Below are 19,556 nucleotides of genomic sequence, written 5' to 3' on the forward strand. Positions count from 1 at the left end.
CAGCGGTGAAGAGCACGCCCCAGGAGCGGCCGACCGTGGAGGCCCCCAGCCTCCAGGAGTTGCGGCAGCGGGCCCTGGCCGCAGCCTCCCCCAAGGCCTACGGAGCGGGCGCGGCGATCGTCTGCGACCGGCTGGTGAGGATCTTCAGTGCCGAGGGCATCGAGGTCCAGGCGCTCCAGGGCCTGGAGCTGACCATCCAGCAGGGCGACCTGGTGGCTCTGGTCGGTGCCTCCGGCAGCGGCAAGTCGACCCTGCTCACCATCCTGGCCGGACTGGACGTGCCCACCGCCGGCACCGCCACCGTCGCCGGCTGCGACCTGCTGGAGATGTCCGCCAAGGAGCGCCTGCGCTACCGGCGCGAGGTCGTCGGCTTCATCTGGCAGCAGACCGCCCGCAACCTCCTGCCCTTCCTCACCGCCGCCGAGAACATCGCCCTGCCCATGCAGCTGCGCGGCCGCCGTGCCACCACGGCAGGATCGAAGGGGCAGGCCGCCCGGGTGGCCGAACTCATGGACGCCCTGGAGATCGGCCACCTCGCCCACCGCCGCCCCAACGAACTCTCCGGCGGCCAGCAGCAACGCGTCGCCATCGCCGTGGCGATGGCCAACAACCCGCCCGTCCTGCTCGCCGACGAACCGACCGGTGAGCTCGACTCCGAGACCGCGGGCGTCATCTTCGAGTCCTTCCGCACCGTCAACCGCGAACTCGGCACCACCGTCGTCATCGTCACCCATGACCCCATGGTCGCCGCCGAAGTCCGCCGCACCGTCGCCGTCCGCGACGGACGGACCAGCAGCGAGGTCCTGCGCCGCACCGTCACCGACGAACACGGCGAGGAATCCGTGAACGAACGCGAGTACGTCATGCTCGACCGCACCGGCCGTGTCCAGCTACCCGTCAAGTTCCTCGAGGCACTCGGCATGGAACACCGCGTCGCCGTCGACCTCGCGACCGACCACATCGAGATCCGCCCCGACGACCTCGTGGGCGGCTGACCGGACCTCAGCCGTCGCCGCCCATCCGCGGGAAGAGGCCGCTGCCCTCGGCGTCCTCGCGGACGTCGGGCGGCGCGGCCCCGGCGGCGTGCTCGCCCCGGGAGGGGGCGGTGCAGCGGGCGAAGACGAGCAGGGCGGCGGCCGCGAGGGTGAGGATGCCCAGTGCGGTCAGGACGCGTAGCCAGGTCAAGGTAGTGCCTCCTGGGGGCGGTACGAGGGAGCGCCGCCGGGGTGTATCGGCAGCTCGGCCCGCACGGTCGAGTGCCCACGGTCGGTCTCTTCCCGTCGTCCGCCGCGCAACAGGTGGCTCGCGCGGGCGCTCGATGCACCGACGGGGCGCGTCACACCACCCTGCGCGCCCCCAGCACGGTGACGGCCCGCCCGCTCCGCTCCCCGGCCAGGGCGCGCAGCGCCGGCAGGTCGGGCTTGCCGAGCCCGTTCAACGGGATCGCCGGGAGGATCGGCACGGTGCCGGGGGCGCACCGGGCGTCCCCGTGCTCCCGGGCCCAGCAGCGCAGCTGCTGCTCCGTCGGCCACGCGCCCGGCCCGACGGCGACCGCGACGTGCACACGCTCCAGCCGGTCCGGGTCGGAGCTCGTGGACATCACCGCCTCGCGGACGTCCGGGTGGCTGCGCAACGACTCCTCGACCTCGTGGGGGAACACATTGTGCCCCTCGACGATCGCCATCTGGTCCCGTCGTCCGGCCACCGTCAGATAACCCGCCACATGGCTCCCAGGTCGCCGGTGTGCAGCCAGCCCTCCCGCAGCACCCGCGCGGTCAGCTCCGGGTCGCGCCAGTAGCCGGCCATCGCGGTCGGGGTGCGGACGCAGATCTCCCCGGTCCGGCCCGGCGGCAGCGGCACGCCCTCCTCGTCCAGGATCCGCACCTCGGTGTCCGGGTACGGGCGCCCGGCGGTGGTCAGCAGCCGCGGGTCCAGGTGCTCGTCGGGGCTCAGCCGGGAGATCGGCCCGGTCTCGGTGAGGCTGTAGGTCTGGTGAGGCACCCGGCCGAGGCGCCGGGTCGCCTCGGCCAGCCGGCGCGGCGAGGGTGCGCAGCCCGTGTAGCCGACCCGGCGCAGACTGCCGGTGTCGGTCGCGGCCAGCAGCGGGTGGTCCAGCAGGCGGTGGAGCAGGTGCGGCGGCAGGTACGCCCGGGAGACCCGGTGCCGCTCGACGGCCCCGAGCACCTCCTCCGCTGCGAAGCCGTCCTGCAGCACCACGGCGCCGCCCGCCGCCAGGGAGAAGTCGGCGGTGGTGCCTCCCGCCGTGGCACAGGGGGGTGCAGAGCAGGAAGCAGGCCCCGACAGCACGGCGGGCCGGGGCGGACGGGCGAAGCGCCGCAGCACGCCCTTCGGGCGCCCGCCGGTGCCGCCGGTGAACCGTACGGCCATCACGTCCTCGGGCCGGTACCGCGGCTCCAGCGGGGCGGTGGAGCACGCCCCGGCGAGCTCCAGCAGGTCCGCGCCGGGGGACGCCCCGCCGGGCACCGCCGGCCCTGCGGGCGAGGACGCCCGCGGCCGGCAGGGCTCGGGCCACGGCCCCGGCCGCCAGTCCGCAGCGGAGCGGGTCGTAGACGAGGGCCGAGGTCTGCGCGAACTCCGCCGGCGCCACCAGATCGGCGATCGGGGTCTCCGGGTACGGCATCGCCACCCGGCCGCCCAGCAGGTTGGCGGCCAGCCGCACCAGCAGCGCCTCGGGGGTGTTCCCGGCGAGCACGGTGACCCCGTCCCCGTCGTCCCCGCGCCCGAGCCCGGCCCGGCCCGATCCAGCGCGCGGGCCATCCGGTACACCGTGTCCAGGCACTCCTGGGCCGTCATCGGCACGCCCCCGTGGTGCAGCGCCACCCGCCCCGGGTCCCGCGCCAGCCCCTCCAGCACCAGCTCGGTGTACGTCCCACCAGGCTCTGGCATGCCCATCCTTCCCGCGGCTGACGAGGCGTCAGCCCAGTGGGTGGCGGGCCCGCGGTTCGACGCTCCGATCCGGGCCCGGACGCTCCGCCGATCCGGCAGTTCCGGGCCAGTGACGCCGGCCGAGTAGCGGCGCCGCGCTGCGAACGGTCCGTCGGGGCAGCGGTCACAGCACGCATCGACCGGCCGGCGTACCCACCGGGGCGGTCGGGACTGCCGGACTTGTTAGGGTCTTCGGTCGGACACGGACGGGGGAGCGGTGGGCGGCGAAACGGAGGCGTTGGTCCTGGCACCGTGTGGGGTGGTCGACCTGCGGGGTGAGGCCGGGGCCGGGCTCGTGGTGGCGTACCCGGCCGACGCCGTCGTGGTGGTGTCGGGCCTGCCGGGGGCGGGCAAGAGCACGCTGCTACGGCGCTGGGCGGCGGGCGGGGCCGTGTTGGCGGTGGACCCGCGCACGGTGCACGAGGCCTGTGAGGCGGTGATGCCCGCGTGCCTGCCGTACGCGGTGTACCGGCCGTGGGCGCGGCTGGAGCACTTCCGGTTGCTGCGCACCTCGGTGCGGCGAGGCGGCCCGCTGCTGGTGCACGACTGCGGCAGCCGCGCCTGGATGCGCCGCCGGCTCGCCCGGGAGGCCGGTCGCCAGGGGCGCGAACTGCACCTGGTGCTGCTCGACGTCGGTGCCGCCACCGCCCTTGACGGCCAGCGGGCACGCGGACGGCACACCTCCGCCAGGGTCTTCGCCCGCCACCGCCGGGGCCTGGGCCGGCTGTTGGCGGAGTTCACCCGGTACGCGCGGTCCGGCGGGCCGGTGCCGATCCCGGAGGCGGCCTCCGTGCTGCTGCTCGACACGGTCTCCCGGTCCCGGGCGGAGGCGGTCCGGTTCGGCGGGGCGAACTGAGCTCACCGGCGACGGGCCAGGCGCTCCACCTCCGCGTGCCACCACCCGGGCGGGCCGGTCGGGTTGGCGGCGGAGGTCGGCTGGTCGGGGTGGAGTCCGAGGGGGCGCAGCACCTCGGCGTCGACCCGCAGGGCGAACCAGCACTGCCAGTGGCCGTCCGGACCGATGCCGCAGGGCGCGTCGAACCGGACGGCCTCCGACGGGAAGGGCATCCAGTCGATGCCCCGGTCACGCAGTCAACCGCGGAGAGTGGCCATGGGCGTCGGGCGGCCGGTCCGGTTCCGGTAGGCGGCGATGGTGATCCACTCGGTCATGACGGCCATGATGGCACGGAGCCGTACGGAGTCGAAGGGGGTTTTCGAGCGGATGACGGTCAACGAACAACGCGGAGTGCCAGCCGAGGTGTTGGCGGCCGAGCGGCTCGCCGCCCGGCTGGGCTTCGGCAAGAGCTGCACCCGGGAGGTCGGGCGGCTGCTGGCGCTCGCCGCTGCGGCCAAGCCGGGCGGGACGGTCGCGGAGAGCGGCACCGGCGCAGGGGTCGGTACGGCCTGGCTGCGCAGTGGGCTCGGTCCGGGCGCCCGGCTGGTCACGGTCGAGCGGGACGGCGAACTGGCCCGGAGGTCGGCCGGGTTGTTCGCCGATGACGCCCGTGTGCGGGTCCTGCACGGGGACTGGCGGCTGCTGGAGGAGCACGCACCGTTCGACGTGTTCTTCTGCGACGGCGGCGGCAAGCGCGACGACCCGGACCGGGTGGTCGAACTGCTCGCCCCCGGCGGTCTGTTGCTCATGGACGACTTCACGCCCTCGCCGCACTGGCCTCCGCGCTTCGGCGGCGAGGTCGACGGGCTGCGCCTGCACTACCTGACGCACCCCGCGTTGGAGGCCACCGAGGTGCTGGCCGCACCGGGCGGTTCGGCCGTCCTTGCCGTGCGGAAGGCATGAGCGGATGGTGACGATCGAGACTCCCCGCCTGGTGCTGCGGCGCTGGCGCCAGGAGGACGTACCGGCGATGGCGGCCGTCAACGCCGACCCCGATGTGATGCGGTGGATCGGCGACGGGCGGGTCCAGACCCCGGAGGAGACCCGCCGGGCCGTCGAGCGGATCGAACGGACCTGGGACACCGAGGGCTTCGGCCTGTTCGCGGTGGAGCTGCGGGAGACCGGTGAGCTCGCCGGGTTCACCGGCCTGGCCGTGCCCCTCTTCCTCCCCGAGGTGCTGCCCGCGGTCGAGATCGGCTGGCGGCTCGGCCGGTCCTTCTGGGGCCGGGGCATCGCCACCGAGGCGGCGACGGCGGCACTGAGGTTCGGCTTCGAGGCCTGCGGTCGGGACCGGATCATCAGCATCGCCCGGATCGGCAACACCGCCTCCGAGCGCGTGATGGCCAAGCTCGGCCTGCGACCCGAGCGGGAGACCACCGTCCCCGGCAACGGCACCGCCGTCCGCGTCCACGAACTGACCCGCGCCGACTACCTGGCCCGTCCGCGGCCATGACGGCGCTGACCCGTGGGGTGCCGCGCCGGACGAGCCGGAGGAGGACCGACCCGGCGTCACGGCCGGGCGGTCGGAGCGGCGGAATCCGGGTAGCGCACCGTAATCGCGCCCGGTGGCGCACGCGCACTGCGAGACTGGGATGAGCAGAATCCGTCAGGGAGAGAGGTCACACCCCGCATGCCCAGCAGCGCTGCCGTCGACAACCCGTGGTTCCGCAGGTTCAACCCGTCCGACTTCGCTCCCGCCCGGATCGTGATCTTCCCGCACGCCGGCGGATCGGCCAGTTACTACATGGAGTACGCCAAGGCACTCGCGCCGTACGCCGACGTGCTGGCGGTTCAGTACCCGGGCCGCCAGAACCGCTTCGCGGAGCCCACGATCGACTCGGTCCCGGAACTCGCCGAGCAGGTCTACCGGGAGCTGAGGGCGTGGGTGGACCGTCCGATCGTCTTCTTCGGGCACAGCATGGGCTCGGCCGTCGCCTTCGAGGTCGCCCGGTGCTTCACCCGCGACGGTCTGGCGGGGCCGGAGCGGCTGTTCGTGTCCGCCGGTCGGGCGCCCTCGCTGCCCCGGGACACCGAGGTCCACAAGCTGCCGGACGACGGCCTGATGAAGGAGCTCATCCGGCTCGGCGGGACGGACGAGCAGATCCTCGACGTGCCGGCCCTGCGCGAGCTGATCATTCCGGCGCTGCGCGCCGACTACACCGCCATCGAGACCTACCAGGCCGCGCCGGACGCCGTCGTCCCCCAGCCGATCACCGCCCTGGTGGGGGAGAACGACGCCAACGCCACGGTCGAGGAGGCCGCCCAGTGGGAGCGGCACACCAGCGGCGGCTTCAGCCTGCGGGTCTTCCCGGGCGGGCACTTCTACGTGGCGGAGCAGATCGACGCCGTGGTGCGGCTGCTCACCGCGCACCTGCGCGGCTGAGCCGCCCGCCGGGCGCACCCGCCCACCCCCGGCCGGGCGGAGGCGCCCGGCCACCAGCACCGAGAGGCCGTCAGGTCGTGTAGTCGGCGTTGAGCTTGACGTACTCCTCGGTGAGGTCGCAGCCGTACACCGTGAACGCGCCGTCGGCGACGCCCAGGTCGATCCGGATGACCACCTCGTCGCCACTCAGGTACGTGCGGGCCTGTTCGAGCAGGGCGTCGCTCGGCTCCTCGGGGTACATCGGGAGGTCGTCGAACCGGATCCGGACGGCCGCCGGGTCGATGTCGGTCTCGTCGTCGAGCTTGCCGATGGCCATGGTGACGCGGCCCCAGTTCGGGTCGGCGCCGTGCACGGCAGCCTTGACCAGCGGGGAGTTGACCACGCTCTTGCCGACGCGCTTGGCCTGGGCAGTGTCCCGGGCCCCGGTGACCCGGACCTCGATCAGTTTGGAGGCGCCCTCGCCGTCCGAGGCGATGTCCCGCACGAGGTGCAGCGCGCACTCGTACAGCGCCTGCTCGAAGGCGGGGAGGTCGACCGCTCCGGCGAGCCCGTTGGCGAAGATCGCGGCGGTGTCGCTGGTGGAGGTGTCGGTGTCGATGCTCAGCGCGTTGAACGTGCGGTCCATCACCCGGCGGAACAGGGCGTCGAGTTCGGCGGCGGGGACGTCCGCGTCGGTGAAGAAGAAGGTCAGCAGCGTCGCCATGTTGGGCTCGATCATGCCCACGCCCTTGGCGATGCCGACGAGTACGGCGTCGCCGCAGCGCACGTGGAGGTACTTCGGGCGGGTGTCCGTGGTCATGATCGCCCTGGCCACGGCCGCGTAGTCGGCCTCCGGGAACGGCCAGGTCATGGCGTCGAGCCCGGCCCGGATGCCGTCCATGGGGTAGGGGCGCCCGATCACGCCGGTGGAGCCGATGACCAGCTCGTCCGGGGAGATGCCGGCGATCTCGGCGACCCGGCGGCGCACCTCCGCGGCGTTCTCCGCACCGGTGCGCCCGGTGGCCACGTTGGCGTTGCGCGACAGCACGACCATCCCGCGGCTGTGCTGGAGCGCGGCCGCCTCGCGGCTGAGCACGACGCTGGGGCCAGCGAAGCGCGAGCGGGTGAAGACCGCCGCGGACCGGCACGGGACTTCGGAGATGACCGCCGCGAAGTCGTCCTCCACGTCCTTGAGGCCCATGTTGGTGGTGACGGCCCGGAAACCCCGGGGCACAGCAGGCTGCATGTCGATCGATCCCTCTCCGAACGGGTCGAGGTCCGGGTCGCGCAGGGCGAACCGAACCGCGGAGTAGTGAATGAGTTTGCGTAGATCTGAATACATCACTCATTGCGGCAGGGTCAACGCCGATTCCAAACAGCGCTCCACATCGGGCCGGAGATGGCCATGGGTGACCTCCTCGCACCGGCAGACGTGCATGACTATGCGGAGCCCGGAGCGGGCGGCGACTGCGGCCGCCCGGGCGACGCCCGCCGGATTCGTCCCGCCCGGCCCCTGCCCGTGCCCCGGAGGCTGGGCTACTGTGCCTGGTTGACGCACCGTGTCCGAGCAGCCGACGGACCGTCAGCAGACCACCGGGAGGCCACCGCATGCGCCGAATCGCCGTCGTCGGAGCGGGCCAGGCAGGCCTGCAGCTCGCGCTCGGGCTGGTGGCCGACGGGTGCGAGGTGACGCTGGTCGCCGAGCGCACGCCGGAGCAGGTGCGGGGCGGGCGGGTGCTGTCCACCCAGGCGATGTTCGGCCCGGCCCTGCGGATCGAGGCGGCGGCCGGCCTGGACCTGTGGACGGACGAAGCCCCGTCGGTGGCCTCGGTCGACGCGGCGCTCGTGGCGCCGCCGGCCACCCGCGTCCTGGAGTTCACCATGCCCCTGGACGAGCCCGCCCGTTCGGTGGACCAGCGGATCAAGCTGGCCCGCTGGCTGGAGCTGCTCGCCGAGCGCGGCGGCCGGGTCGAGTACCGCTCGCTGGACCGGGCCGGGCTGCACGCGCTGGCCCGCCGGCACGAGCTGACCGTGGTCGCGGCCGGGCGCGGCGAGCTGGCCGGGATCTTCGAACGGAACGCCGCCCGCTCGCCCTTCGACCGGCCGCAGCGCGCGCTGTCCTGCCTCTACGCGCACGGCGTCGGCTCGCCCGACCCGGCCGCCGGACCCCGGGCCCGGATGCACGCCCTGCCCGGCCTCGGCGAGCTCTACCTCCAGCCCGCCCTGACCCGTTCCGGCCCCTGCGACATCCTGCTCTGGGAGGCGCTGCCCGGCAGCCCGCTGGACGCGTTCGGCGACGGCCCCGAGGTCGGCGTCCAACTCGACCGGATCCGCACCCTGTTGGCCGAGTACCTGCCCTGGGAGGCGGAGCACTGGCGGGACGCCGAGCCGACCGACGCCGGGGCCGGGCTCTGGGGCGCGGTGACCCCGACGGTCCGCCGCCCGGTGGCGGAACTGGGCTCGGGCGTCGACGCCGTGCACGTCCTGGGCCTGGGCGACGCGGTGGTGGTCAACGATCCGATCACCGGACAGGGCGCCAACGGCGCCGCCCGCGCGGCGGACGCCTACCGGCAGGCGATCCGCGAGCACGGCGACGCCCCGTTCACGGCGGACTGGATGTGCCGCACCGCCGAGCGGTTCTGGCAGCAGCACGCCCGCCACACGGTGGAGTTCACGGCCGCCATGCTGACGATGCCGGACCACCTGCAGGGCGTCTTCGCGGCCGCCGCCGAGTACCCGGCGGTCGCCCGCCGACTGGCCAACACCTACGCCGAACCGAGCGACCACGCCGCCTGGCTGGCCACGCCCGAGCTGACCACCGCCTACCTCTCCTCCATCGGGAAGTAGGGTCCGCCCCTGACTCGCGTCGAGCCCTGTCGTCCAGCGTCGAGCCGCGTCGTCCCGCGTCGTCCCGCGTCGTCCCGCGTGCCGCCCGACGGCCTCCGGCCGCACGCGGCCGGGGTCCCACTTGCCCCCGGCCCGCCCCCGGGACGACGCTGGAAGGGGGACGGCAACTGGTGCGGGAGGCGTCGCTCGTGGACGGTCGTGAGCCCGCGGCGCGGTCCGACCGCGGCCACCGGAGCGTGCCGCACACGGCGGACCTGCGGGTGGAGGCATGGGCGCCGACGGCCGAGGGCTGCATCGGCGAGCTGGTGCACGCCCTCGTCGGCAGCTTCGCCGACCTGTCCGGCGCCCGGATCGTCGGTGAGCGCGCCTGCACGGTGCTCGCGGTGAGCGACCCGGACCTGCTCGCGGGCGTCCTGGAGGAGGTCATCTACCGGATGGACGTCGACGGCGAACTGCCGGCCGCCCTCGCCCTCGGGCCGATCGGCGGCCTGGACGGCGCCCGCAGCGTCGAAGTGCGCTTCAGGATGGCCGACACCGCGACCGCCGCCCTGGTCGGCGCCGTGCCGAAGGCCGTCTCGCTGCACGGCCTGGAGCTGGGCGAGGGGCCGGGCGGCTGGACCTGCGCCGCCACCGTGGACGTCTGAGGCGTGCCGACCGACCGGGTGAGCGAGCGGGGTGAGCGAGGTGGAGATCGTACTGGTCGAGGCGGGCCGCTACCGCTGGCGGATCGAGCAGCGCCCGCCGATGCGGGTGCCGGGCGTGGTCTTCGCGAACGGCGCGCTGCTGCCGCAGGCCGCCGGGGACCACGCGCTGGAACAGGTCGCGAACGTGGCGACGCTGCCCGGGATCGTCCGCGCCTCCTACGCGATGCCCGACGTGCACTGGGGCTACGGCTTCCCGATCGGCGGCGTCGCCGCCACCGACGTCGGGCAGGGCGGGGTGGTGTCGCCGGGCGGGGTCGGCTTCGACATCTCCTGCGGGGTCCGGCTGCTGGCCGCCGGGGTGGACCGGGACGAGCTCGACGCCGAACGCATCCGCCGCCTGATGGACCTCCTGGACCGCACCGTCCCGCGCGGGCTCGGCCGCGGCGGGCTGTGGCACCTGTCCGGGCCGGAGGAACTGGACGAACTGCTGCTCGGCGGTGCCCGCTACGCCGTCGAGCACGGCCACGGCGTGCCGCGCGACCTGGAGCGCTGCGAGGACCGCGGGGTGCTGGCCGGCGCGGCTCCCGGCGAGGTGAGCAACCGGGCCGTCGAACGGGGCCTGCAGCAGGTCGGCAGCCTCGGCTCGGCCAACCACTTCCTGGAGGTGCAGGCCGTCGACCGGGTGCACGACCCGGAGACGGCCGCCGCCTTCGGGCTGCGGACGGGCCAGGTCTGCGTGATGATCCACTGCGGCTCGCGCGGCCTCGGCCACCAGATCTGCACCGACCACGTCCGCGCCATGGACCGCGAACTCCACCACTACCGGATCGAACTCCCGGACCGCCAACTCGCGTGCACCCCGGTCGACTCCCCGCGCGGCCGCGCCTACCTCGGCGCCATGACCGCCGCGGCGAACTACGGACGGGCCAACCGGCAGCTGCTCTCCGAGGCCGCCCGGCGAGCCTTCGCCACCGCGCTCGGCGTCGGGCTGGAGCTGGTCTACGACGTCTCGCACAACCTCGCCAAGCTGGAGACCCACGAGGTGGACGGCGTGCCGCGGAAACTGTGCGTCCACCGCAAGGGCGCCACCCGCGCCCTGCCGCCCGGCGACCCGGACCTGCCCGCCGACCTGACCGGGGCCGGGCAGCCGGTGCTGGTGCCGGGAACGATGGGCACCGCCTCGTACGTCATGGTCGGCCTGCCCGGCAACGAGGCCTTCCGTTCCGCCTGCCACGGCGCCGGGCGCGTGTGGAGCCGCCACCAGGCGCTGCGCACGGTGCGCGGCGAGCACCTGAAGGGCGAACTGGAGGCGCGCGGCATCGCGGTCCGGCCCGCCTTGATGCGGGCCCTGGCCGAGGAGACGCCCGAGGCGTACAAGGACGTGGACGCGGTGGCCGCCGTCACCGAGGCCGCCGGCCTGGCCCGGCAGGTCGCCCGGCTGGTCCCGCTGGGGGTCTGCAAGGGATGAGAAGGGATGAGCGGGTGAACGGGTAAGCGAACGAGCGCGAGGAGCGAGTCGGTGCCCGGGCCGGTCAGGCCGGAGGACCTGCGCTTCCACTCCGTGAGCACCGCTTTCCCGGTCGAGCCCTTGCTGGGAGGGCTGGGCCGGTTTCGCCGTTCCTCCGCGTGTCGGGCGACAACTCCCGGGGGGTCGGGCCACGGTGGGCGGGACCTGACCGCCCGCCCGAAGACCGAGGCACCGCGATGCACCGTGACCAGGCGCCCGGAGCCGCCCCGCCGGGCGAGCGGCCCGATTCCCGCCGGAGGCCGCCGCGCACCGACGCCGTGCTGGCCGACCCCCGCCTCGCCGAGGCCGCCCGGCGTCTCGGGCGCCCGCTCGTCAAGACCGCCGTCTTCGACGCGCAGGAGCGGGCCAGACGCGGGCAGATCGCACCGGCCGACGTCGCCGACGAGGCCCTCCTCGCGCTTCCGCCGACGGCCTGCGCGCTGCGTCCGGTGCTCAACGCCATCGGGGTGCTGCTGCACACCAACCTCGGCCGGGCCGCCCTGTCCGAGGCGGCCCGGCAGGCGGTACTGGCCGCCGCCGGTGCCACGGACGTCGAGTTCGACCTCGCCTCCGGCGACCGGGCCCCGCGCGGCCGGTCGACCGTACGGGCCCTGCTCGACCGCGTCCCCGCCGCGCAGGCCGCGCACGTGGTGAACAACGGCGCCGCCGCCCTGGTCCTGGCCGCCACGGCGCTCGCCCAGGGGCGCGTGATCATCGTCGGCCGGGGCGAGCTGGTCGAGATCGGCGACGGCTTCCGCCTGCCCGACCTGCTCGCCTCGACGGGCGCGCGGCTGCGCGAGGTCGGCACGACCAACCGGACGACCACCGCCGACTACGCCGCCGCCGTCGGGGACGCCACCGGCTTCATCCTCAGGGTCCATCCGTCCAACTTCCGCATCACCGGCTTCACCGGCACTCCAGGCATCGCCGAACTCGCCTTCCTCGGGCCGCCGTTGGTCGCGGACATCGGCTCGGGCCTGCTCCGGCGCGAGCCCCTGCTGCCCGACGAGCCGGACGCCGAGGGCTGGCTGCGGGCCGGGGCGGACCTGGTCACCGCCAGTGGCGTTTCAAGCTGCTCGGCGGCCCGCAGTGCGGCCTGCTCCTGGGCCGCGCCGAACTCGTCCGCACCCTCGCCCGGCACCCGCTGGCCCGGGCCCTTCGGGTCGACAAGCTGACCCTGGCCGCCCTGGAGGCCACCCTCAACTCGCCCGCCAAGCCGACGCGTTCCGCCCTGCACGCCGAGCTGCGGGAGCTGCGCGAGCGGGCCGGGCGACTGGCCGCGACGCTGGCGGCCGAGGGCGTGCCGGCCCGGGTGGTGGACAGCCCGGCGGTGGTCGGCGGCGGCGGTGCCCCCGGGATGGTCCTGCCCAGCGCCGTCGTGGCCCTGCCGGAGGCGTTCGCCGCTCCACTGCGGCAGGGGCCGACGCCGGTGGTCGGGAGGACCGCCGACGGCTCCTGCCTGCTCGACCTGCGCACGGTGCCCGCGCCGGCCGACGCCGAACTCGCCGCGGCCGTCCGCCTGGCCGCCGAGGGGCTCGCCCGACCGTGAGCCCGATGGTGAGCACGCCCCCGCCCCGCACCCGACCACCCCGCCCGGAGCCCGCATGCACGTGATCGCCACCGCCGGGCACGTGGACCCCGGGAAGTCGGCCCCGGTACGGGCGCTCACCGGAATGGAGCCGGACCGGCGGCCGAGGAGCGGCGCCGGGGGATGACGATCGACCTCGGCTTCGTCTGGACCGCGCTCCCCGGCGCCGGGGACGTCGCCTTCGTCGACGTCCCCGGCCACGAGCGGCTGGTGACCACCATGCTGGCCGGCGTCGGGCCCGTCCCCGCCGTGCTGTTCGTGGTGGCGGCGGACCAGGGCTGGCAGGCGCAGTCGGAGGAGCACCTCGCCGTGCTCGACGCGCTGCGGGTGCGCCACGGCGTGCTCGCCGTCACCCGCAGCGACCTGGCCGACCCGGCCCCGACCCGGGAGGAGACGCTCGCCCGGCTGGCGCGCAGCTCGCTGGGCCGGGTGGAGGCCGTGGCCGTCAGCTCGGTGACCGGCGTGGGGCTGCCGGAGCTGCGCGAGGCCCTGGTCCGGCTGACCGCCCGGCTGCCCGCCCCCGACCAGGCCGCGGACGGACCGGCCTCCGCACATCCGGCCGACGGCGAGCAGGCGGTCGCCGACGGCGATCGACCCGGCCGCGAGCGTGCCGGTGACGACGGTGCCGTGGCCCCGGACGGTGAACGGTGAAGAACCCGACCCTCGGCGGCTGCTCCGGTCGCTGCGCCACAGCCGCTCTCCTTCCGTGGAGGGAAGCGGACCCGCCGCCCCACCTCCCACCCAACCGCTCCGGACCCGTCCCCGCGACCCGGGTCGCGGGGACGGGTCCGGCCGGGTCCCGGTTGCTGGAACCGGGGATGGTCGAGCCGGCCGCCGTGCTCACCGCCGTCGACCGGCACCTGGACGGGCTGTTCGCGGGGGAGGGCGGGGCGGACGGCCCGTGACGGCGTGGCAGGCTGGGCGGGTACCGCCCGGTGCGACGCCGGACCCGCAGGACGCCGCACCCGCACGACGCCGCACCCGCACGACGCCGCACCCGTAACCAGGAGCACCCGCATGGACCGACCCGCCGCCCTCCGCCTCGACGCCAACGCCTCCGGGCATCCGGCGGGCATCCTCGACGCCGCCGAGCAGGCCGAACGCCGGGGCATGGACCGGCTGGTGGTCGCCGAGACCGCGTACGACCCGTTCCTCCAACTCGCCCGGGCCGCCGACCGCACCGAGTCGATCGAGCTGGCCACCGGCATCGCGGTGGCCTTCGCCCGTACCCCGATGACCCTGGCCTACCAGGCCTGGGGGTTGCACGCGGCCTCCGGCGGTCGGGCCGTCATCGGGCTGGGCTCGCAGGTCAAGCCGCACATCGAGAAGCGCTTCGGGATGCCCTGGGACCGCCCGGCCGCCCGGATGCGCGAGTACGTGCACGCGGTGCGGGCGATCTGGCACAGCTGGCAGACCGGTGAACGGCTGCGCTTCCGGGGCGAGTTCTACACCCACACGGTGATGACGCCGGTCTTCTCGCCCGACCCGGTCCCGGCCGGGGTGCCCCGGATCCTGCTGGCGGGTGTCGGTCCGCTGATGACCCGCACCGCCGGGGCGGTGGCCGACGGCTTCCTCGCCCATCCGTTCTCCTCCACCGCCTACCTGGCCGAGCAGGTGCTGCCCGGGCTGACGGAGGCACGGCGGCAGGCGGAGGCCGAGGGGGCCGGGTGGACCGGGCGGCCGTTCGAGACCGTCGGCAACGTGCTCACCGCCGTCGGCCGCACCGAGGAGGAACTGGCGGCCAACCGGGCCGGGGTGCGGGAACGGCTCGCGTTCTACGCCTCCACCCCGGCCTACCGGCCGGTGCTGGCGCAGCACGGGTGGGAGGACCTGCAGGAGGAACTGCACACCCACTCGGTGCGCGGGCGCTGGGCGGAGATGACGGCGCTGATCTCCGACGAGGTGTTCGACGCCTTCGCGGTGTCCGGCACGGTCGAGGAGGCCGCGCGGGAGATCCACCGCCGGTACGCGGGGCTGGTCACCCGGCTGTCCGTCCACCTGCCCGAGGACGCGGACCAGGTGCTCGGCCTGGACGTGCTGGCGGCGGTGCGCGCACTGGGCTGAAGCGGTCCGGCAGCCGCCACGGATCAGTTCCGATCGGTCAGGACACGGTCAAGACCGGGCACATTCGGGCAAGCGGTTCGCGGTGGCCCGCCCGGGCGGCAGGATCGCGCTGAGCAGGGCGGGCGTACGACCGGACCGGCCGACCCGCCCGGCACCGCCGCCCCCGGCCACGGCAGCCGGGCCGAGGCCCGCCCCCGGACGGGTGAACGGCGTCCGGCGGCCCTCTCCTCGCCCTCCTCTTCCCCCTCGTCCTCGGAGCGCTCATGACCGGCCTGCCGCTGCCGCCCGTACCGGAGCCGTACCACCTGCCCTTCCACTACGGCGCGCTGCACACCATCGGCGTCGACTACCTGGTGGAACCCGAGCGGGCCCGCCGGCTGCTCGCCAAGCGCCACCCCGGGCTGAGCGTCGCCGCCTTCGACGGCGGGGCCTGCGTGTCACTCAACTACCAGCTGTACTTCGCCCAGTACCCGAACGGCGGCGGCATCACCCAGGAGTTGGAGATCAACCTGATCGCCCACCCGGTGTTCGCCGAGGACCGCATCCCGGCGGTCAACTACGGTCAGTACGCCCGGGGTTACGACCAGTCCAAGCTGCTCGGCAGCGCCCGGCTGCACGTGCTCTGCGACAACCCGCTCGCCATCGACGCCGGGCGCCGACTGTACGCCGAGCCCAAGCACCCCGGCTGGTTCGAGACCACCGTGCCCTCGCTCAACGCACCCGCCGTGCGCGAACGGTGGGCCGTCTCCTGCCGCCGGGCCGTCCTGGGAACGGAGGGGCTGCGCCGGCACCAGGAGGAGGTCATCGCGCTGGACGTCGACCTGGTGGGCCTCACCCCCGAGTCGGTCAACAGCACCCCGATCACCGGCTACGGCACCGACGACGAGGGCAAGCTGCTCGCCGGACCGCTCAACGCGCACCAGCCCTACCGCTACTACGCGCTGGACGACCGCAGCGCCGACCGCGTCCGGCTCGACCTCGGCAACCCGGCCGAGGAGCCCGCCCGCGACCTCGCCCAGCTGGTCGGCGACGCCCCGGCGGCCGGAGTCTGGACCTACCAGTCCGCACCGGTGGCCGCCCGCAACCGCGCCTACTACGTCCGGTGACCTGGTTGCCGCCCACCCCGCCGTGAGGGGTGAGGAGTTGGACGGCCCGGTCCCGCTGTCGGCCCGTCTCCGCAGGGGGATCGGCCGGGCGCCGGCGGCGGGGTTCAGGCCCCGGGCGTCGGGGGGACGGCGCGGCGCTCGCGCAGGGTGCGCAGCACGCGGCGGGTGGCGCGGGTGGCGACCGGCGGGAGGAGGTCCAGGGCCAGGCGGCGCGGGGTGGAGCGCTGGATCTGCGCGGGTGTCTTGACCTGGTAGTTGAGCCGCAGCACGTGGTGGCCGGCGATGGTGTCCTCGTCGACGGTGTAGCCCTCGGCCCGCCAGTCGCGTGCCAGCAGGGTCCGGCGGGCGGCCGCGGCGTCGCCCCAGGTGCCGTAGAACTTCATCGGGGTGAGCAGCACCGGCCGCAGGCCGCCGGTGAACACCGCCTCCCACACGGCCGCGGACACGCCCGGGGTGTGCTCGGAGCGGTAGTCGTCGAGCGCGACCAACCCGTCCTCGGCGAGGGCGGACCGGGCGACCAGGATGTCCCCGCTGACGTGCTCGTACAGGTGCGAGGCGTCGACGTGGACGAACCGGCAGCTGTCCGCCGGGATCCGGCCGTCGGCCAGCACCGAGGTGGGCGCCTGGACGATCTCGGGCAACTCGCTGTGGAAGGCGAGGTAGTTGGACTCGAAGGCGCTGCGGGTGAGCGTCCTGCGGTAGGACATCGTCATCTCGGCGGCGTTCTCGGCGTCGCCCGCCTCCGAGTCGAACAGGTCGCAGACCGTCAGCCGCTCACCGGGCTGCAGGTGGTCCCCGAGCAGTACGGCGCTGCGGCCAAGGTAGCTGCCGAGCTCCAGGACGTCCCCGGTGATGCCGGCCGCCGTCTGGGCGGACAGCAGGTGCGAGAAGGCGGCCCGGTCCAGTCCGAAGAACCAGCCGGGGATGTCGTCCCGCTTCTGCGGAACGGGACGGGTGGCGACGATCGCTTCACTGGGCACGGCTGCCTCCAGGGGACGGGCGGAGCGCGGTGGATCACGCCGCGGAGGGCAAGGGCGCCGTGGTCGTGAGGCCGATCATCATAGCGATGCCCGGGCCGCCGGGGAGGCCCCTTCACGGACCTTTCGGACCGTCCGCGCCCGTCAGCCCGGTGACGGTCTCGGCCAGCCAGGCCCGCTCGGCGGCGGTGGAGGCCCGGGCGACCAGCAGCATGCCGCGCCGGAACGGGTTCGGCTCCCGCTCGGCGGTGACCGGGCGGCCGTCCCCGTCGTAGAAGAAGCTGCTCGGCGCCTCCAGGAAGGCCAGTCGGCGGCGCAGCACCTCGGCCTGCTGGAGCGGGTCGGCCAGGTGGTGGAGGAAGGCGGCGAGGGTGAAGAAGCGGATCTGGTCGGTGATCTCGGCCTGCTCGGGGTCGGCCAGTCGGCGCAGCAGCTCCGCCCGGCCCTCCTCGGTCAGCTCCAGGGTCTGGCGCGGCGCGGCCCCCGTGCCGGGCTCGGTACGGCGGTGCAGCAGGCCGGCCTTCTCCAGCCGGGTGATCGCGGGGTAGAGCGCGCCGTCGCTGACCGGCCGGACGTGACCGGTCAACCCGGTGATCCGGGACTTGAGTTCGTAGCCGTGCAGCGGCTGGTCGTACAGGAAGCCGAGGATCGCGAGGGTCAGCACGGTCGAAGCCCTTTCGTCGGAGTGCGCCCCGTGGCGCGGCCATGATACCTCTTGCCGATGTGCCTCTAATCGATGTATATCCCTTCGAGGTAAATCCAATCGAGGTGGACGCCGGCGCCGGTGGGCCCGGTGGAACGAGGGGGGACCATGCGCGAGCAGCTGTACCGGCTGGCCGCTCTGGCCGGACCGGTCTACGCCGAACTGCTGTCCGGTGTGATCGCCACGGTGATCGGCACGTACTGGGTGGCGGGCCTCGGCGGATCCGCCGTCGCCGCCGTCACCCTGGCCGGAACCGTCGAGAACCTGCTGCTCGGACTCGTCCTGGTGGTCGCCTCCGGCGTCAGCGTCCGGCTCGCCCGGGCCCTCGGCGCCGGCGACCGGGACGAGGCCGCGCGCACCACCCGCGCCGCCTGGCGCCTGTGCGCGCTCGGCAGCCTCGCCCTCGCCGCCCCCGGCTTCCTGCTCCGGGACCGCCTGGCGGCCGCCTTCCTCGACGGCGAGGCCGCCACCCGGGCGGCCGAGTACTTCACCGTCGCCTTCCCGGTGTTCGTCCTGTTCTTCGCCCAGCGCGTCGCCGACGAGCTCTTCAAGGGCGCGGGCGACACCCGCACCCCGATGCGGATCGCCCTGCTCTCCAACTCCCTGCTGCTGGTCCTGGATCCGCTGCTGATCCTCGGGCCCGGCCCGCTGCCCGCCCTCGGCGTCATCGGTGCGGCGCTCGCCCTCGCCACCTCCCGGGCGGTCGCCCTCGCCGTCACCCTGCGGCTGCGGCCCCGGACCGACGGGGTGGTCCGGGGCGTCGGAGCGGCAGCCGTCCGCATCCTGCGGGCCGGTGCGCCGTTCGGCCTGGACTTCACCGCCCGGATGGCCGTCGGCACCGCCCAACTGGCCCTGGTCGCGGGCTTCGGCGTCGCGGCCGTCGCCGGGTACGGCATCGGTTACCGACTCCTGCTCCTGCTCACCATGGCCTTCTACGCGCTGCGCCAGGCCACCGCCATCCGGGCCGCCGGCCTCACCGGTGCCGGAGCGGCCGCCGACCTGCGGATCCTTCACCGCGCCACCGCCCGCCTCGCCGTCGGACTGGGCGCGGGCGCGGCGCTGCTGGCGGCCGCTTGCGCCGGTCCGCTGACCGCCCGGTTCACCGACGACCCGGCGGTGTCCGCCCAGTCCGTGGGCTTCCTGCACCTGACGGCCCTCTACCTCCTCCCGTACGCCCCGGCGGTCGCCCTCGGCGGCTTCCACCAGGCGACCGGCGCCGGGCGGGCGCTGGTGCTGTCGGCGGTGTTCGGGCTCGGTGCCCAACTCGGGGCCGCGGTGGCGCTGTCGGGGGCACTGGGAGTGGCCGGGGTGTGGTGGGGGCAGGTCGTCGGCGCGGTGGTGCAGTTGGGGTTGCTGTCGCTGCTGACCCGGCGTGGAGCCGGTGCCGACGGCGGTTCAGGAGCCGCTGCCGGGCCGGGCGAGCAGTCCGGTGGCGAAGGCTCGGGCGGCCGCCAGGTCCCGGGCGTCCGGGCGGTGCTTGTTGATGCCGCCGACCAGTTTGAAGGGGAGCCAGGTGTCGTGGCCGCGGGCCGTGAAGCTGCCGGCCACCTCGAAGCCCTTCGGCTGCAGAAGTCGGGTCAGCGGCCGGGTGAAGGGGCGGAAGCCGGGCTCGGGTAGGCCGCTGGTGGCGAAGACGAACGCCCGGCACGGCTGTTGGGCCGGCGGGAGGGCGCGCACGAACTCGCGCAGGCGCGGGTGCAGCCGGCCGGTGAAGACGCCGGAGCCGAAGCCGACCAGGTCGTGGTCGGCGAGTTCGGCCGGGTCCAGCTCCTCGGGTTCGACCACCGGGGCGGCCAGCGGCTGGGCCATGGCCTCGGCGATCCGCCGGGTGTTGCCGTGGGACACCGAGACGCACACGATGACGGCCTTCATGGTGATGCTCCCTTCGCTCCGCGATCGCGGGGGGTGCGGAACGTC

General features: G+C 74.8%; 18 protein-coding genes and 3 pseudogenes. 13 read left to right on the top strand and 8 right to left on the bottom strand.

The genetic code is table 11. The features are described from left to right. Nucleotides 1–5 precede the first annotated feature (5 nt). Entirely contained in the window at nucleotides 6–995 is a 990-nt protein-coding gene (locus HS99_RS00500) for an ABC transporter ATP-binding protein (protein WP_191898855.1), read from the top strand. 7 nt (nucleotides 996–1,002) lie between these two features. On the opposite strand, the gene HS99_RS00505 is transcribed toward HS99_RS00500, so the two are convergent. From HS99_RS00505 to HS99_RS44415, 3 genes are all read right to left on the bottom strand, one after another. Then, nucleotides 1,003–1,185, bottom strand: a complete 183-nt coding sequence (locus HS99_RS00505) for a hypothetical protein (RefSeq protein ID WP_030285265.1) — start codon at nucleotides 1,183–1,185, stop codon at nucleotides 1,003–1,005. A gap of 151 nt (nucleotides 1,186–1,336) precedes the next feature. Beyond that, on the bottom strand, nucleotides 1,337–1,684 hold the full coding sequence (locus HS99_RS42160) for an AMP-binding enzyme (RefSeq protein WP_050366999.1): 348 nt from the start codon (nucleotides 1,682–1,684) through the stop codon (nucleotides 1,337–1,339). A gap of 23 nt (nucleotides 1,685–1,707) precedes the next feature. Continuing rightward, on the bottom strand, nucleotides 1,708–2,484 hold the full coding sequence (locus HS99_RS44415) for an AMP-binding protein (protein ID WP_050367000.1): 777 nt from the start codon (nucleotides 2,482–2,484) through the stop codon (nucleotides 1,708–1,710). 679 nt (nucleotides 2,485–3,163) lie between these two features. On the opposite strand from HS99_RS44415, the gene HS99_RS00520 reads away from it, so the two are divergent. Further along, complete coding sequence (locus HS99_RS00520; RefSeq protein WP_078867378.1) at nucleotides 3,164–3,802, top strand: AAA family ATPase; 639 nt, start codon at nucleotides 3,164–3,166, stop codon at nucleotides 3,800–3,802. Between the two features lie 2 nt (nucleotides 3,803–3,804). Here HS99_RS00520 and HS99_RS00525 read toward each other — a convergent pair whose 3' ends face one another. Beyond that, complete coding sequence (locus HS99_RS00525) at nucleotides 3,805–4,014, bottom strand: hypothetical protein (RefSeq protein ID WP_030285270.1); 210 nt, start codon at nucleotides 4,012–4,014, stop codon at nucleotides 3,805–3,807. Nucleotides 4,015–4,168: 154 nt separating this feature from the next. Here HS99_RS00525 and HS99_RS00530 point away from each other — a divergent pair, with 154 nt between their 5' ends. The 3 genes from HS99_RS00530 (at nucleotide 4,169) to HS99_RS00540 (ending at nucleotide 6,224) form a co-directional block, all read left to right on the top strand. Then, nucleotides 4,169–4,744: an O-methyltransferase gene (locus HS99_RS00530; RefSeq protein WP_030285272.1), complete on the top strand. Its 576-nt coding sequence runs from the start codon at nucleotides 4,169–4,171 to the stop codon at nucleotides 4,742–4,744. Between the two features lie 4 nt (nucleotides 4,745–4,748). Then, nucleotides 4,749–5,294 carry a GNAT family N-acetyltransferase gene (locus HS99_RS00535; RefSeq protein WP_030285274.1) on the top strand — a complete coding sequence of 182 codons (546 nt, stop codon included), beginning with the start codon at nucleotides 4,749–4,751 and terminating at the stop codon, nucleotides 5,292–5,294. A gap of 177 nt (nucleotides 5,295–5,471) precedes the next feature. Further along, a complete protein-coding gene (locus HS99_RS00540) occupies nucleotides 5,472–6,224 on the top strand; it encodes a thioesterase II family protein (protein ID WP_030285275.1) in 753 nt (250 codons plus the stop codon). Between the two features lie 70 nt (nucleotides 6,225–6,294). Here HS99_RS00540 and argJ read toward each other — a convergent pair whose 3' ends face one another. Beyond that, on the bottom strand, nucleotides 6,295–7,449 hold the full coding sequence (gene argJ, locus HS99_RS00545) for a bifunctional glutamate N-acetyltransferase/amino-acid acetyltransferase ArgJ (protein WP_030550183.1): 1,155 nt from the start codon (nucleotides 7,447–7,449) through the stop codon (nucleotides 6,295–6,297). A 362-nt stretch (nucleotides 7,450–7,811) separates the two neighbouring features. On the opposite strand from argJ, the gene HS99_RS00550 reads away from it, so the two are divergent. From HS99_RS00550 to HS99_RS00580, 7 genes and pseudogenes are all read left to right on the top strand, one after another. Further along, nucleotides 7,812–9,050 carry a styrene monooxygenase/indole monooxygenase family protein gene (locus HS99_RS00550; protein ID WP_030550184.1) on the top strand — a complete coding sequence of 413 codons (1,239 nt, stop codon included), beginning with the start codon at nucleotides 7,812–7,814 and terminating at the stop codon, nucleotides 9,048–9,050. Between the two features lie 188 nt (nucleotides 9,051–9,238). Continuing rightward, nucleotides 9,239–9,694 carry an archease gene (locus HS99_RS00555; protein WP_030285049.1) on the top strand — a complete coding sequence of 152 codons (456 nt, stop codon included), beginning with the start codon at nucleotides 9,239–9,241 and terminating at the stop codon, nucleotides 9,692–9,694. 40 nt (nucleotides 9,695–9,734) lie between these two features. Further along, entirely contained in the window at nucleotides 9,735–11,162 is a 1,428-nt protein-coding gene (locus HS99_RS00560; protein WP_050367189.1) for an RtcB family protein, read from the top strand. 236 nt (nucleotides 11,163–11,398) lie between these two features. Then, nucleotides 11,399–12,750: pseudogene (selA, locus tag HS99_RS00565) on the top strand (L-seryl-tRNA(Sec) selenium transferase). A gap of 55 nt (nucleotides 12,751–12,805) precedes the next feature. Then, nucleotides 12,806–13,326: pseudogene (locus tag HS99_RS00570) on the top strand (GTP-binding protein); the annotation flags it as partial. Nucleotides 13,327–13,806: 480 nt separating this feature from the next. Further along, nucleotides 13,807–14,853, top strand: a complete 1,047-nt coding sequence (locus tag HS99_RS00575; protein WP_030285040.1) for a TIGR03617 family F420-dependent LLM class oxidoreductase — start codon at nucleotides 13,807–13,809, stop codon at nucleotides 14,851–14,853. 263 nt (nucleotides 14,854–15,116) lie between these two features. Next, the gene (locus tag HS99_RS00580) at nucleotides 15,117–15,959 is read left to right on the top strand and encodes a hypothetical protein (RefSeq protein ID WP_030550188.1); all 843 of its coding nucleotides are present in this window, start codon (nucleotides 15,117–15,119) and stop codon (nucleotides 15,957–15,959) included. Between the two features lie 104 nt (nucleotides 15,960–16,063). Here the strand turns inward: HS99_RS00580 and HS99_RS00585 are convergent, their stop codons facing one another. Together HS99_RS00585 and HS99_RS00590 are read right to left on the bottom strand one after the other, a co-directional pair. Beyond that, nucleotides 16,064–16,939: a class I SAM-dependent methyltransferase gene (locus HS99_RS00585; protein ID WP_051746926.1), complete on the bottom strand. Its 876-nt coding sequence runs from the start codon at nucleotides 16,937–16,939 to the stop codon at nucleotides 16,064–16,066. A 112-nt stretch (nucleotides 16,940–17,051) separates the two neighbouring features. Further along, nucleotides 17,052–17,600 (bottom strand): PadR family transcriptional regulator, encoded by a 549-nt coding sequence (locus HS99_RS00590; RefSeq protein WP_030285035.1) that lies wholly within the window; start codon nucleotides 17,598–17,600, stop codon nucleotides 17,052–17,054. 147 nt (nucleotides 17,601–17,747) lie between these two features. Between HS99_RS00590 and HS99_RS00595 the strand changes: the two are divergent. Then, nucleotides 17,748–18,884, top strand: a pseudogene (locus HS99_RS00595) (MATE family efflux transporter); the annotation flags it as partial. A 150-nt stretch (nucleotides 18,885–19,034) separates the two neighbouring features. On the opposite strand, the gene HS99_RS46060 reads toward HS99_RS00595, so the two are convergent. Beyond that, nucleotides 19,035–19,511, bottom strand: a complete 477-nt coding sequence (locus HS99_RS46060; protein ID WP_030285031.1) for a flavodoxin family protein — start codon at nucleotides 19,509–19,511, stop codon at nucleotides 19,035–19,037. Nucleotides 19,512–19,556 lie beyond the last annotated feature (45 nt).

The sequence above is a fragment of the Kitasatospora aureofaciens genome (genome assembly GCF_001188955.3).
Lineage (GTDB): Bacteria > Actinomycetota > Actinomycetes > Streptomycetales > Streptomycetaceae > Kitasatospora > Kitasatospora aureofaciens.